This is a genomic window from Actinomadura barringtoniae, assembly GCF_017573505.1.
Taxonomy (GTDB): domain Bacteria; phylum Actinomycetota; class Actinomycetes; order Streptosporangiales; family Streptosporangiaceae; genus Spirillospora; species Spirillospora barringtoniae.
The window spans coordinates 415,076-428,606 of record NZ_JAGEOJ010000008.1; the positions used below are offsets into that span (position 1 = coordinate 415,076).

Annotated in this window: 10 protein-coding genes, 1 tRNA gene and 1 pseudogene; 1 reads left to right on the forward strand and 11 read right to left on the reverse strand. The window is 72.4% G+C overall.

The window, feature by feature from the left end:
* Positions 1-13: 13 nt before the first annotated feature.
* The 4 genes and pseudogenes from J4573_RS21750 to J4573_RS21765 all read right to left on the reverse strand — a co-directional run.
* Positions 14-1,135: a branched-chain amino acid ABC transporter permease gene (locus J4573_RS21750; protein ID WP_208257682.1), complete on the reverse strand. Its 1,122-nt coding sequence runs from the start codon at positions 1,133-1,135 to the stop codon at positions 14-16.
* 161 nt (positions 1,136-1,296) lie between these two features.
* Complete coding sequence (locus tag J4573_RS21755; protein ID WP_208257609.1) at positions 1,297-2,262, reverse strand: branched-chain amino acid ABC transporter permease; 966 nt, start codon at positions 2,260-2,262, stop codon at positions 1,297-1,299.
* 150 nt (positions 2,263-2,412) lie between these two features.
* A complete protein-coding gene (locus J4573_RS21760) occupies positions 2,413-3,573 on the reverse strand; it encodes a branched-chain amino acid ABC transporter substrate-binding protein (RefSeq protein WP_243773339.1) in 1,161 nt (386 codons plus the stop codon).
* A 507-nt stretch (positions 3,574-4,080) separates the two neighbouring features.
* A pseudogene (locus tag J4573_RS21765) lies at positions 4,081-4,635 on the reverse strand (ANTAR domain-containing response regulator); the annotation flags it as partial.
* Between the two features lie 125 nt (positions 4,636-4,760).
* Here J4573_RS21765 and J4573_RS21770 point away from each other — a divergent pair.
* Positions 4,761-4,833: transfer RNA gene (locus J4573_RS21770), tRNA-Leu, on the forward strand.
* Between the two features lie 22 nt (positions 4,834-4,855).
* Here the strand turns inward: J4573_RS21770 and J4573_RS21775 are convergent.
* The 7 genes from J4573_RS21775 to J4573_RS21805 all read right to left on the reverse strand — a co-directional run bounded on the left by J4573_RS21775 (position 4,856) and on the right by J4573_RS21805 (position 13,514).
* The gene (locus J4573_RS21775; protein ID WP_208257611.1) at positions 4,856-5,536 is read right to left on the reverse strand and encodes an ABC transporter ATP-binding protein; all 681 of its coding nucleotides are present in this window, start codon (positions 5,534-5,536) and stop codon (positions 4,856-4,858) included.
* Positions 5,533-6,369 carry an ABC transporter ATP-binding protein gene (locus tag J4573_RS21780; protein ID WP_208257612.1) on the reverse strand — a complete coding sequence of 279 codons (837 nt, stop codon included), beginning with the start codon at positions 6,367-6,369 and terminating at the stop codon, positions 5,533-5,535. The genes J4573_RS21775 and J4573_RS21780 overlap by 4 nt, the downstream gene beginning before the upstream one ends.
* The gene (locus J4573_RS21785) at positions 6,366-9,500 is read right to left on the reverse strand and encodes an FtsX-like permease family protein (protein ID WP_208257613.1); all 3,135 of its coding nucleotides are present in this window, start codon (positions 9,498-9,500) and stop codon (positions 6,366-6,368) included. Before J4573_RS21785 ends, J4573_RS21780 begins: the two co-directional genes overlap by 4 nt.
* Before the next feature lie 167 nt (positions 9,501-9,667).
* A complete protein-coding gene (locus J4573_RS21790) occupies positions 9,668-10,834 on the reverse strand; it encodes an MFS transporter (protein ID WP_208257614.1) in 1,167 nt (388 codons plus the stop codon).
* Positions 10,831-11,601: an SDR family oxidoreductase gene (locus tag J4573_RS21795; protein ID WP_208257615.1), complete on the reverse strand. Its 771-nt coding sequence runs from the start codon at positions 11,599-11,601 to the stop codon at positions 10,831-10,833. The genes J4573_RS21790 and J4573_RS21795 overlap by 4 nt, the downstream gene beginning before the upstream one ends.
* Positions 11,602-11,604: 3 nt before the next feature.
* Positions 11,605-12,567, reverse strand: a complete 963-nt coding sequence (locus tag J4573_RS21800; protein WP_208257616.1) for a sulfotransferase — start codon at positions 12,565-12,567, stop codon at positions 11,605-11,607.
* A complete protein-coding gene (locus tag J4573_RS21805) occupies positions 12,564-13,514 on the reverse strand; it encodes a family 3 encapsulin nanocompartment shell protein (protein ID WP_208257617.1) in 951 nt (316 codons plus the stop codon). The genes J4573_RS21800 and J4573_RS21805 overlap by 4 nt, the downstream gene beginning before the upstream one ends.
* Positions 13,515-13,531 lie beyond the last annotated feature (17 nt).

Sequence of the window (13,531 nt, forward strand, 5' to 3'; positions counted from 1 at the left end):
GGCGTCGTGTCGCTCATCGGCTCGCCTCCGGTTCCGCAACGACGGTCTTCCCGCCGACCTCGGCACCCATGCTGCCCATGCCCCCGCCACCCTCTTCGAACTCGGCCTTGCGCTGCCTGGACGGCAGCAGGCCCTCCGGACGGAAGACCATCAGCAGCACCAGCACGGCGCCGAACACCAGGATGCGGTACTCCCCGAGGAAGCGGACCCGCTCGGGGATCCACGCCACCAGGAACGCGCCGACCATGACGCCCGGGATGTTGCCGGAACCGCCCATGACCACCGCGGCGAGGATGGTCGCCGAGAGGATGAACGGGAAGTTCGTCGGGATGATGGACACGGCCTGCGCGGCGTAGACGACGCCGGTCGCGCCGCCGATCGCCGCGCCGATCGCGAACGAGGCCAGCTTGAACTTGAACGTCGGCACGCCCATCAGCTCGGCGGCGTCCTCGTCCTCGCGGATCGAGGCCCACGCGCGGCCGACCCGGCTGCGCTCGAGCCGCTTGCAGAAGATGATCGCGACGATGATCACCGCGAGCATCAGGTAGTAGTACGAGTGCGCGCCGAGCGTGCCGAACTTGAACGGCTGGACGCCGGCGAGGCCGAGCGTGCTGAACGGGAACGAGTCCGGCGTCGTGTACTCGCTGAAGCTCGGCGGGTGCGGGATGCCCCCGATGCCGTTCGGGCCGTTCACGTAGTCGGTGTTGTTCGCCGTGATGCGGACGATCTCACCGAAGCCCAGCGTGACGATGGCCAGGTAGTCGCCGCGCAGCCGCAGCGTCGGGCCGCCGAGGACCACTCCCGAGAGCGCGGAGAGCACGATGCCCACCACCAGGATCTCCCAGAAGTTCCAGCCGTACTTCGTCCCGAAGATCGCCATCGTGTAGCCGCCGATGGCGAAGAACGCGACGTAGCCGAGGTCGAGCAGGCCGGCGTAACCGACGACGACGTTCAGGCCGATGGCCAGCAGGATGTAGCCGCCGATCGGGAAGAACAGGAGTGTCGGCCAGTCGGTGTCGGGCGACATGAAGTTGGCGACGCTCTCCGACGGCAGCAGGATCGCGCCGATGATCAGGAGGACGTAGACGATCCACCGCATGTAGCCCGGCTGCTTGGCCCACCACGTGCTGAACATGTCGTTGACCGAGCCGAACGACTCGGTCACCACGAACAGCGGAAGGAGCAGGAAACCGAGCCAGGCCGGCCGGTGCGCGACGCGGTTCTGCGCCCGCTCCAGCACGTTCGGCTGTGAGCTCGCGGGCTTGCCGCCCGCGGTCTTCTTGACCAGTTTCTCGTTCATGCGCGCGCCTGCTGGAGAGACTCACCGAGGATGCCGGTGGGACGGAACATCAGGACCAGGATCAGGACCGAGAAGGCGATCACGTGCTGCCATTCGGCGCCGAAGATCGACGCGCCGTACATCTCGACCAGGCCGAGCACCAGACCACCGACCAGCGCGCCGCGCAGGTTGCCGATGCCACCGAGGACGGCCGCGGTGAACGCCTTGATGCCGAGCAGGAAGCCGACGTCGAACTTGGTCTCCTCGAACCGCACCATGTAGAGCGCGGCGGCGACGCCGGCCATGGCGCCGCCGATCAGGAACGTGGCGGTGACGATCCGGTCGATGTTGACGCCCATGAGCACCGCGGTCTCGGGGTCCTGCGCGGTGGCGCGGATGCCCCGGCCGAGCTTGGTGCGGTTCACGAACTGGTCCAGCAGGACCATCATCAGGACGGCGCCGAGGAACACGATCAGCTTGTCGTTGCTGACCACGAACTTGCCGATCGAGATCAGGTTCTCGCGCTGCACGAAGTGTCCCTGGACCGGCAGCGCGCCCTTCTCCTTCGGCAGGTCGAACGCCTTGGGGATGATGATGCGGGCGAACAGCTGCTGCAGGAACAGCGAGGCGCCGATGGCCGAGATGAGCGCCGCCAGCCGGGAGGCGCCCTTCTTGCGCAGCGGTCTGTACGCGATGAGCTCCAGCAGCACGGCGCTGCCGCCCGAGGCGACGGCTCCGACGAGGGCCAGGATCAGCACGAAGCCGATCAGGCCGACGCCGCCGTAGAGGCTGTTGACGTCGAACGCGTTGAGGACCCCGATGACGGCCATGGTGCCGATCATGAAGATCTCGGAGTGCGCGAAGTTGATCAGTCTGAGCACGCCGTAGACCATCGTGTAGCCCAGCGCGACCAGAGCGTAGATGGAGCCCAGCGAGAGGCCGTCGACCGTTGACGGCCAGAATTGGTCGAAGAAGTTGTGCACGTGTGGGTCGCCTTCGTCGAAGGGGCGAGCGCGCTCGTGACGCCCTCGCCCCTGCGCCTACGTGAACCCGTCCGGTGCGCCGCCGCGGTGCCCGCAGTGATGATCGTGCAGCGGGCGTGCGCGGCGGCGCGGCCGGAACGGTGGGATGGATTAGCTGACCGTCGCCTCGGAGGCCTTGCCGAGGAGCGGCAGCGTGTCGCCCTTGATCTGGTAGACGTAGACGTCCGCGGCAGCCGGCTCACCCGTCGGGCTGAACTTGATCTGCTTCGAGACGCCCGGCACGTCGATCTTGCCGAGGTAGGCGTTGATCTTGTCCGTGTCGGTGTTGCCGGCCTTGATCGCCTCGATGAACGCGGTGGCGGCGTCGTAGCCCTCCGCCGAGTAGATCGCGGTGTCGGCGTTGAACTTGGCCTTGTAGGCGGTCGAGAAGGTCTTGCTCGCCTCGCTCGCCTTACCGGTCGGGTCGATCAGGCAGGGGCAGCCGATGACCGAGCCGTCGGCGTTGGCGCCGCCGGCGCCCTTGGCCAGGCCCTTGTCCAGCGAGCCGTCACCGGACAGGAAGCGCGCCTTCACGCCCGCCTCGCGCAGCTGCTTGACCAGCTTGCCGGCCGCCGCGTAGTAACCACCGAAGAAGATCGCGTCGGGGTTGGCGCCCTTGGCCTGGTTCACGGCCGCGGAGAAGTCCGAGCCCTGCGGGTCGATCGCACCGGTCTTGACCGACGCGCCGCCCTTGGTGACGGTGTCCTTCACCGTGGCGGCCAGCGGCTTACCGTACTCCGACTGGTCGTCGATGATGAAGACGTTCTTGGCCTTCAGGCCCCGGGTGATGAAGCCGCCGATGCCCGCGCCCTGCACGTTGTCGTTGGCGACGATCCGGTGCCAGTACTTCCAGCCGTGCGTGCCGAGCGCGGCGTTGGTCGCCGACGGCGAGACGCTGGGGATCTTGCCCTCTTCCAGCACCGGGCCGACCTGCGCCGACTCACCGGAGAAGGCCGGGCCGATCATGCCGACGACCTTGTCCTTGGTGATGGCCTGCTTGGCCAGGGGCACGGCCTGCTCGCCCTTGCCCTGGCTGTCGTAGGTCTTCAGAGTGATCTTGGTCTTGGGGTTGGTCGCGTTGTAGGCGTCGATGGCCATCTGCGCGCCCTGCTTCGGCGGAATGACGATGCCGGAGTTCTCTCCGGTCAGGTCACCCATGAAGCCGATGGTGACGGTGTCACCGCTCCCGCTCTTCTTGTCGCTGCCACCGCACGCGGCGGCACTGAGCGCAAGCGCCGCACTCAGCGCCACAGCGCCCGTGACCCTCATCATGTTGCGCCGCAAGGTGCCCAACCTTTCAATCCGGATCCGCCGTGGATCGGGTACGAGTGGTGCCCCGGTGACCAACGCCACAGCCGAAGATCGGCCAAAGCGGTCATCCGGGGACCTGTCGTTAGTACACCGACGGCACATCACAGATCAGCACCTACGCGCAGAAGGGTTACCCCTTCGTTACGGCTCCGTGCTCATGCGACACCCGCTTGTACATGCACTGATTACAGACAGTGACCAAATGTCATAGACATCCCATGAATCTTGGTGAATCCCTGGTAAAGGGTGATCAGGAGGCCGTTATCAAGGTCTGAAGGGGTCCGGAAGCGGTCGCGGCCACACCCGGATGGGGTCCTGGTCAGGCGCCCGTTCCGGAGGCCGGGCCGGCGGCCCCGCCTAGGCGCCGGGCACCCCGCCCGCCGTGCCACCGGTCGCCCCACCGGCCGTGCCGTCGGCCGTACCGGCGGATCCGCCGTCGGACCCGCCGTCGGGCCCGGCGTCGCCCTTGCCGAGCGCCCCGGCGAGCACCGCGTCGGCCACCGCGCGCATGGTCAGCCTGCGGTCCATCGAGGTCTTCTGGATCCAGCGGAACGCCTCGGGCTCGCTCCACCCGTTGGCCTCCTGGAGCAGCCCCTTGGCCCGATCCACGACCTTGCGGGTCTCGAGCCGGTCCTGGAGCCCGGCGACCTCGGCCTCGAGCGCGCGCAGCTCGGTGTAGCGGCTGATCGCCATCTCGATGGCGGGCGCGAGGTCGGTCTTGGTGAACGGCTTGACGAGGTAGGCCATCGCGCCGGCCTCGGTGGCCCGCTGGACCAGCTCGCGCTGGGAGAACGCGGTGAGGATCACCACCGGCGCGATCCGGTCCGCGGAGATCCGCTCGGCCGCCGAGATGCCGTCCAGCACGGGCATCTTGACGTCGAGCATCACCAGGTCCGGCTTCAGCTCGGCGGCCAGCCGCACGGCGGTCTCACCGTCCCCGGCCTCGCCGACGACCTCATAGCCGTCCTCGTGCAGCATCTCCTTGAGGTCCAGGCGGATCAGTGCCTCGTCCTCAGCGATCACAACTCGTCGCGCGCTCTCCGTCACGCGCACGAGACTACCGGGACCCGCTACGCTGGTCTTCGCCAGGTAGGCGTTACGGGCGCCCGCCTCAGGCTCGGATCCACGTCCGGTTTGCCCGGGCATGGGCCCCGATATCCCAATGGCAGAGGAAGCGGTCTCAAACACCGTTTAGTGTGGGTTCGAATCCCACTCGGGGCACCTCGATAATTCTCAGGAAACCTTAATCCGCCGGGGCCTCGGTCCGGGTCTCCGGAAGGGTCTCCGGAGGGGCCAGACGGCCCGCGCGGAGGGTCAGGGTCCGGTCGCAGCGAGCGGCCACATCCGGGTCATGCGTCGCGATGACCAGTGCGGCCCCGCGTTCGGTCTCGGCCAGCAGGCCCTTCAGCACCAAATCACGGTTGCCCGAGTCCTGCTCGGCGGTGGGCTCGTCGGCCAGCAGCAGCCCCGGGCGCCTGGCCAGCGCGAGCGCCACGGCGGTCCGCTGCTGCTGGCCGCCCGACAGCTCCTCGATCAGATGGTCGGCGAACGGCGTCAGCCCCACCATGTCGAGCGCGTCGGCCGCCAGACGCCGGGCGTGTTCCGGAGCCCGTCCGGCGGCGCGCAGGGCGACCTCGATGTTCTCGGCGGCCGTGAGCAACGAGACCAGGCCGTAGCCCTGGAACACGTAGGAGATCTCCTGCCGGCCGGACTCCCCCACCGGCTCACCGCGCAGCAGCACCCGCCCCGCCGCGGGCGTAGCGAGGCCCGCGAGCAGGGTGAAGAGGGTCGACTTGCCCGAGCCCGACGGGCCCATGACGGCGACGCGTTCGGAGGCCTCGATCCGCAGGCTCACCCCGTCGATGATCGTCCGCCCGTCGACCGCGTAGGTCAGGTCCTCGGCCCGCAGCAACGGCTCGTTCACCCGTCCTCCCCCTCGTGGACGCGGCGGAGTTCCACGCCGTCGGGAAGGGCGCGCGCCCGGGCCCGGGTGCCGGGCGGCAGGAGCTCCTGCAGGGCCGGCGGCAGCTGAACGGAGCCGTCCCGCCCGACCACCAGGTACTCGTTGCCGTCGCGGGCCTCGGTGCCCACGCGCCCGTCGCGGATGGTGAGGCCGCGGTCGAACGCGGCGCCGACGGCGGGATCGTGCGTCACCACCACGACCGTGGCGCCGTTCTCGGCGCCGGCCTCCCGGAGCAGATCGATCACGGCGTCGGCGGACTCGCGGTCGAGCTGGCTGGTGGGCTCGTCGGCCAGCAGCAGCTTGGGACGGTGGGCGAGCGCGATGGCGACGGCGAGCCGCTGCTGCTCACCGCCCGACAGGCGGCCCGCGGGCCGGCCGGCCAGGTCCGCGAGGCCCACCCGGCCCAGCAGCTCGTTCACCGGGCGGGAACGGGAGGCGCGGCGGCTGCGGGCGATGCGCTGGGCGTTCGCGACGTTCTGCGCGGCGGTGGCGTGCGCGAAGACGTTGCGCGCCGGGTTCTGCAGGACGATGCCGATCTCCCGGGCGCGCAGCCGGGTCAGCGCGCCGGGGCCGAGCTTCTCGACGTCGCGGCCGAGCACGCGCAGCCCGCCCGCGCTGGGCCGCAGCAGCCCGGCCAGCAGCCACAGCAGCGTCGACTTCCCCGCGCCCGACGGGCCCAGCAGGGCGACGCTCTCGCCCTCCTCGACCTGCAGGTCCACGCCGCGCAGCGCGATCACCTCGTTTCCCTCGAGGTGGTAGATGTGCATGACGTTCTCGCAGCTGACGACGGTCACGGCGGCGCCTCCCTCAGCTGGTCGGCGTGCACCCGTGACATGATCGCCCGCGACATCAGCAGCGAGCCCGCCGTCATCACGACCACGACGCCCGTGACTGCGAGTCCGAGCGGGAGCGGGTCCGGGGCGTTGGTCAGCACGGGCGCGGTGGGCTTGCGGACGAACTGCGGCACCGACGGCAGCGCGAGCCAGATCGTGAGCAGGCCCGCGCCGACGCCGACGAGCGCGCCGAAGCCGAGCACGACCAGCTGTTCGAGGACGAGGCTGGCGGCGAGCACACGGCGCCGCGTTCCGGCGACGCGGAGCGCGGCCAGCTCGTAGGTGCGGCGGCGTCCCGACGCGTACAGGCTCAGCATGGCGCCCGCGGCGGCCAGCAGCGCGGCGGCCGCGGAGGCGGCGAGCAGCAGCGCCAGCGCGAGGCCGGGGCCCTGGCGGTCCAGGTCGCGGGTGGCCTGGCCGACGGAACGCTCGGAGAAGATCGTCATCCCGGCGGCGCGGATCTTGGCGCGGACGGCGGGGGCGGCCCGGGGCGTCGTCCAGACCTGGTACTCCACGCCCCGGTCGATGCCTCCGGCGGAACGGCGGGCCTCGTCCTGGTCCACGATGACGCCGAGGTCGGCCACCGCGGGCAGGGCCCGGGCGGTGAACGCCTGCCTGATCGCGAGGGTGCCCGCGTTCAGCCCGCGGATCGGCGGCGGCCGCTCGTCGGGCCGGTCGGGCGGCGGGCGTACGGCGGCGGGGGTCACGATCGCCGAGAGGGTCTCGGGGAAGGTGGCCGGGTAGACGCCGCGCCAGCTCGCGAGGTCGGACTGGACGGTGACGTGCAGGCCGTCGGCCTGGGCGCCTCCCCCGGCGTTGCCCACCCCGTACTGGGCGTTCTGCGGCTGGACGATCCGCCACCGGGACGGCTGGGCGAGCCCGGCGTCGACCGGCCGCCACCGCCCGCCGACCCGTTCGTCGAGCGCCTCGACGGTGAACTGCCCGTCGGTGTCGACGGGCGTGACCGCGGGCTGGTCGCGCAGGAAGATCCGCTGGATCTCGCAGCCGCGCTCGCATCCGGGAAGCCGCGTGGTGGGCGAACGCCGCCCGGAGGTGGGCAGGGTCCCGAGGCCGACCTCGGTCGGGCGTGGCTGGCCCGGAACGATCAGGTCGGCGTGGAGTTCGATGCCGCGGGCGTTCAGCTTCTGGACCCGTACGCGGATCCGGAGCCGGTCGCCGTGCAGCGCGACCGGCGGCGGCGAACTCTGCTTGAGCGCGGCCGTCATGGCGGCCAGCGACTGGGGCGCGAAGTCCTTGCGCCAGTACGCGACCCTGGCGAAGCGCTGCGGATCGACCGCGAGCGTGGCCGGTGTGCCCGCCTCGGCGCTCCTGGCGATCATCACCCCGGCGACGTCCCGGCCGCCCGGGTCGGCCGCCTCGGCGAAGTCGGCGACGGACTGCCCCGGCGGCTCGCTGACGCTGAACGCGACCGGCGCGCCGAGCTGGAGCCTGGCGTACTCGTGGTGGTTGGTACGGGTGACCGACCAGGCCGCGACGGCGAACACCACGAGCGCCACCGAGGTGGCGAGCGAGATCGTGATCCGGTTGACGCCGGGTCGCCGGGCGATGTGCCGCAGTGCGAGGAAGTACTCCAGTCCCCCGCGCCTGCGCGTCCGGGCGAACAGCGACCGGCACGCGGGCGGCAGCAGCCGGGCGGCGACCAGGGCGGCGCCGAGCGCGAGCAGACCGGGCACGAGCAGCGCGGCCGAGTGCTGACGGCCCGCGTCGCCCAGCGGACCGTTCCCGATGATCTGCACGAGACCGCCCGCGACCAGCGTGAGCAGCACGGCCTCGGGGATCCAGCCGCGCGGCGGGCGGCGCCCCGCGGTGCGGCGCCACTGCTCGGTGACGGGCCGGGTGAGCGCCGCGCGGAACGCCAGCGCCGCCGCGACGGCGCCGCCCGCCGTGGTCGCGGCGGCGGCCGGCCACACCGTCGAGGGGAAGCCCATCGGAACGCCGCCGACGAACGTGTCGGCCAGCAGGCGTGCCCCGAACCGGCCGGCGAGCACGCCGACGGGCAGCGCGACGGCGAGCAGCACGAGCGGCTCGGCGAGGCCGAAGACCAGCAGGCGCACGCCGGTGAGGCCGCGCAGCTTGGCGAGCGCGACGTCGGGGGCCCGCGCCTCGGCGATGTCGATCATGAGGAAGAACAGCAGCAGCCAGCACAGCACGACGAGCTGGACGGTCACCGTCACCACGGGCACCTGCAGGGCGCCGAGCGAGGAGTCGATGTCGTCGAGCGTGGTGACGATGGTGGAGCTGAACGCCCTGCGGTTCGAGTCGTGGGCGACCCACGCGGCGACGTCCCGTACGGCCTGGCCGAGGACGGGACCGTCGCCCGAACGGAGCGCGTCGCCGCGCACCGGCAGCATCACGCGGCCGATGAGCCCGACCTTGTCCGGCAGGACCGGGTAGGTGGTCAGCGAGGTGATGAGCGGGTCGGCGGCGAAGATCGCGCCGGAGGCCGGGCGGCCGTCGGGCCCGGCGGCGTGCCCGTACCAGTACGGCTCGCCCGGGCTGGTGATCGTGTAGACCCCGGCCACATCGAGGGTGAGCATGCCCTGGCCCGCCCCCGGCTCCTCCTCCGGCTCGGGGATCAGGGTCGGGATCGTGGAGCCGGTCCGCCAGCCGCGCGCGGTGGCCGTCGCCTCGTCCACGACGACCTCGTTGCCGCGCTGCGGGCAGCGGCCGGCGGCCAGCGTGAGATGGCCGCAGACGCCGTCGCGCCACATCAGGCCGGCGGTGTCGCTGCCGGGAACCGCTCCGGGGAGCTGGATCTCGCGGACGGGAGCGCGGAACAGCCGCGTGTTGGCGCCCATGGCCGTGTTCGCCGCGGTCTGGAGGCTCTCCGGCGAGAGCGGCCCGCCCGGCTCGTTGGTCGAGGCCGTCAGCGTGATGAGCAGCGACTGCCCGCCCGGCGGCGCCAGGGCGATGGCCTGGCGCAGGGCGGACGTGGCGGCGGCGTCGTGGAAGGACGGGCCGACCGAGGCGGCGGCCGCGGACACGACGGCCATCAGGAAGACGCCGGCGGACATGCCGCGCCTCAGCCTGATCCCCCGCCAGAGCACGGCCAGGCGCCCCGTTCGCCGCATGGTCAACAAGGTGGCACGCAGATGATCAAAGCGGTACCGGGCCTCCGGAACATGGCCTCATGCGGCCTTGCCCCGGAAACCCGGCTCAGAGTGCCAACCCGCCCCTGTCACCTGGCCAGACGTCACCTGGCCACACGTCACCTGGCCAGAGGTCACTCGGCCAGACGTCACCGGGCCAGACGGCCCGCCAGAGCGGCGGCGAGAGCGGCGCAGGCGGCGACCGCGAAGACGGCCGGGTAGCCCAGGCCGGTCGCGATCGCGCCGGTGATCAGGCCCGCCGCGCCCAGGCCCAGGTCCCAGAACGAGGTGTAGGCGCCGAGCGCCGCGCCGCGTTCGGCGGGATCGGAACGGTTGATGACCAGCAGCGCCAGCGACGGGTAGAGCAGGGTGAAGCCCGCGCCCATGATCAGCGCGCCCAGCCCCGCTGGCCAGGGCGAGTGGGCGACCGCGATCAGTGCCAGGCCGATCGCCTCCAGCAGTCCGGACACCACCGCGATGGGGGCGGCGCCGACCCGGTCGGGCAGCCGCCCGAACAGCAGCCGTACGGCGATGTAGGAGGCGCCGAACAGCCCGAGTGCCAGCGAACCGCCGCCCACGCCCCGGTGGTCCAGGTGCAGCACCACGAACCCGGCGAGCGCGGAGTAGCCGACCGCCGCGAGCGCGAGCGCGGTGCCCGGCAGCAGCACCGGCCGCGGCACGAGCCGCCGGGAGACCGCGCCGCCGCCGAGGTCGCCGCGCGGCATCCGCAACGCGATGACGACGGCGATCGCGGGCAGCACGGCGTGCAGCGTCCAGACCGCGCCGTAGCCGATCTCGCGGCGCAGCAGGTCACCGATCACCGGGCCGAGCGTCCAGCCGCCCCACATGGCCAGGCCGTACCAGCCGACGAGCTGCCCGCGCCGGTCCTCGGGCGCGAGCGCGACCACCCACAGCGACCCGGCGGTGAACACCGCGGCCTCGGCCATGCCCATCAGCACGCGCAGCGCGAGCAGTGCAGCGATCGCGGCGCCGCCGCCGAGCGAGGCCGCCGCCGCGTAACCGGCGCCGAGCAGGGCGGCGCCCGCCGTGCCCGCCGCGATGACGTGGCGGACGTCGCCGCCCTGCGCGAGCCGCCCGACGTACGGGCGGCTCAGCAGCGCCGCGATGGCCGAGATCCCGAACGCCGCGCCGACCGCGAGGTCCGACCCGCCGAGCTCATGGGTGAGCAGCTTGGGCAGCACCGGGATGACCGAGCCGAACGCGGTGAAGGTCAGCAGCAGGATCGCGCAGAGCGCCGCGAACGTGCCCGTCCAGGTCCGCGAATCGGTATCGGTGCCGGTCATGGAGGTGGTCACGGGATCCCCCGGGTGGCTCCGCCGTCCACGAGCTGGACGGTTCCGGTCACGAAGCCCGCGTGGGCCGAGGCGAGGAAGGCGGCCACCGCGGCGAACTCGTCGGGGGTGCCGATCCGGCCCAGCGGGATGTCCTTGGCGATCTCGGCGATCGCCTCGTCCGCCCGGTCGCCGAACTGCCGTTCCAGCGCCGGGGTGCGGTGGTAGCCGGGGGCGAGCACGTTCACCGTGATGTCGCCCGCGCCGAGCGCCTGCACCATCGACTTGGCGAACCCGACCAGCCCGGGGCGCGCCGCGTTCGACAGGCCGTAGCGCGGGATCGGCTGCCGTACGGTCTCCGAGGCGATCATCAGGATGCGGCCCCAGCCGGCGACGCGCAGATGCGGCAGCGCGGCGAGCACGAGCGCGATGTGCGGGATGAAGGCCGCGTCCACGGCCGCACGGTAGTCGGCCGGGGTGAAGGAGTCCACCGGTCCCGGCGGGGGCCCGGCGGCGTTGGTGACGACGATGTGCAGCGCGCCCGCCTCGTCGGCGGCCGACTCCACCCACTCCTCGGGGGCGCCGTCGACGGTGAGGTCCAGGGCTTGGCTCCACACCCTGCCCGTACCGGCGGCGTCGATCTCCCGTTCGGCGTCCGCGAGCCTGCCGGGATCGCGGCCGCAGATCGCGACGTCGGCGCCCTCGGCTGCGAGCCGCAAGGCGATCGCGCGTCCGAGCCCGCTGCCCGCACCCGCCACCAGGGCGACCTTGCCCGCCACTCCGAGATCCATGGCTCAGCCCCCCGGAGTCGGTGTTTTCGGGGCGCGCGCGTTCGGGGTGAGCGGGTAGCGGTAGCGCGCCAGCAGCGGCAGCGCGATCGCCGTGCTGACGGCCGCGTCGCCGCGGGCCAGGCCGGTCACCCAGGCGTCGTCCGGGCGGATCTTGACCGGGCCGCGCCGCAGCCGGTCGGGATTGCCGGTGACGGTGTGGTTCTCGCCCAGGTTCACGGTCTTGCCGGGCCCGACGGCGGGCGCGCCGGGCAGCTCGGCCCAGGCCGCGAGCGTTGTGAGAACGCGCGCGGGCTCGGCGACGAAGTCCTCGTAGCGGAGGCGGCGATATCGGCGCGGGAACGCCCCGCCGATCCACTCGGAGGCGATGTTGAACCCGGTCCAGTAGGCGGTGCTGCGCCGCAGATCCATGGCCGGAATGTAGGACTTGGCGCGCAACCATGAGTAGGCCGTCGCTCGAGGATCGCGGATGAGGTGCAGAATCCGGGCGTCGATGCCGGGCAGTCCGGTGAGCGCGGCGGCCTCGGCGGGGAACTTGGAGCTGTCGATGATGACGTCCGCGCCGAGCACCTCCGCCGCCGCCTCGTACAGCGAGGTCATCGCGCCGAGGGTCGCACCGACGTCCAGGTCGGGCTCCGTGCGCCCGGTCGCCTCGGCCAGGCGGGCCCGCGTGTGGCGGGTCCGCAGGTGAGCGTCGTGCCGCCGCACCCAGTCGGCGGCCAGCGCCTGCAGCCCGGCGTCGTCCTCGGCGAGGGACGCCAGCACCTTGCTCCACACGCCGCAGTCGAGCAGGTCCTCGCCGCAGCCGCAGGTCGGGTTCGTCCCGGTGCGCAGCACGCCGTTGCTCCACAGGTAGGAGAGCTCGCCGACGTGCTCGACCCCGGGCAGCTCACCGAGCACGTTGCCGAGCAGCGTGCTGCCCGAACGGCACCAGCCGGTGATGTAGAGGACCTTCACCGCGGCCTTCACTGCGGCGCCTCGCCCAGGTCCACCAGGACCAGGTGCTGGGGCAGGTGAACGGCGAGACCGACGCGGCACGACGCCTCCACCACGTCGGCACCGCGGCTGCCGCTGCTGCCGCTGCTGCCGTTGCCGTTGCCGTTGCCGTTGCCGTTGCTCCCGCCACGTCGGAGAACGAGACGGGAGCTGGCGGGGTCCAGCAGCGTCGCGACGGCGCGGAAGTCGGCGAACAGCGCCTGATGACGGGCGATCATCCGGGTCCGCGACACCCGGACGCCGGCGGCGTTCAGGTGCGCGAGGCGGCCGTCCAGGGCGAGGGCCCAGTAGACGTCCGGGTGCACGACGATGCCGTCGCACGATCCGCCGGTCTCCTCGACCATCGCGGCGGCCCACGCCACGTCGTCGGCGATCCGGCCGCGGCCGCGCGCCGTCCGCAGCCCGCGGGCCTTCAGCAGCCCCGGTACGGCACCGTCCGCGCTGCCGTGCAGCAGCATCTCGTTCTCGGCGGTGCACAGCCGGACCACGACCCGGCGGTCGATGTGCGCGGCCAGCAGGTCGGGACGTTCGACCAGACCGGCGGGCAGCGGCACGGTGACGCGGACGTCGGTGAGCCGCGCCTCGGCGAGCACGGGCTCGAACGCCGCCTCGGGACTGGCGTCGTAGGACGTGCCGGACTCGGCCGGGGTGTCGGCGCGGACCGGTTCGATGACGTAGGTGGCACGGTCGGCGCCGTCCTCCACCGGCCGGGTGCCGAGCAGGTGGCGGACGGTGTAGCGGGGGCGGGTGGCGAAGAAGGGGAAGGTCGTCGTCAGCGTCACCGGGAGGTCGAGGGCGACCTCGGCCGAGCCGTCGGGGGCCTCGGCGAGCGCCCGGACGAGCTCCCTGCCGGGCGAGGGCACCTCCCCCTGCAGGGGCGGGGGGACGGCGGCCGCGGGGGCGACTGCGGGTGCGGACATGATGGTGTTCCTTCCGG

Excerpts from the sequence above, each read along its gene's own strand:
- J4573_RS21785 (WP_208257613.1), bottom strand. The coding sequence starts at position 9,500 with ATGCGGCGAACGGGGCGCCTGGCCGTGCTCTGGCGGGGGATCAGGCTG.
- J4573_RS21805 (WP_208257617.1), bottom strand. The coding sequence starts at position 13,514 with ATGTCCGCACCCGCAGTCGCCCCCGCGGCCGCCGTCCCCCCGCCCCTG.
- J4573_RS21795 (WP_208257615.1), bottom strand. The coding sequence starts at position 11,601 with ATGGATCTCGGAGTGGCGGGCAAGGTCGCCCTGGTGGCGGGTGCGGGC.
- J4573_RS21750 (WP_208257682.1), bottom strand. The coding sequence starts at position 1,135 with ATGTTCAGCACGTGGTGGGCCAAGCAGCCGGGCTACATGCGGTGGATC.
- J4573_RS21760 (WP_243773339.1), bottom strand. The coding sequence starts at position 3,573 with ATGATGAGGGTCACGGGCGCTGTGGCGCTGAGTGCGGCGCTTGCGCTC.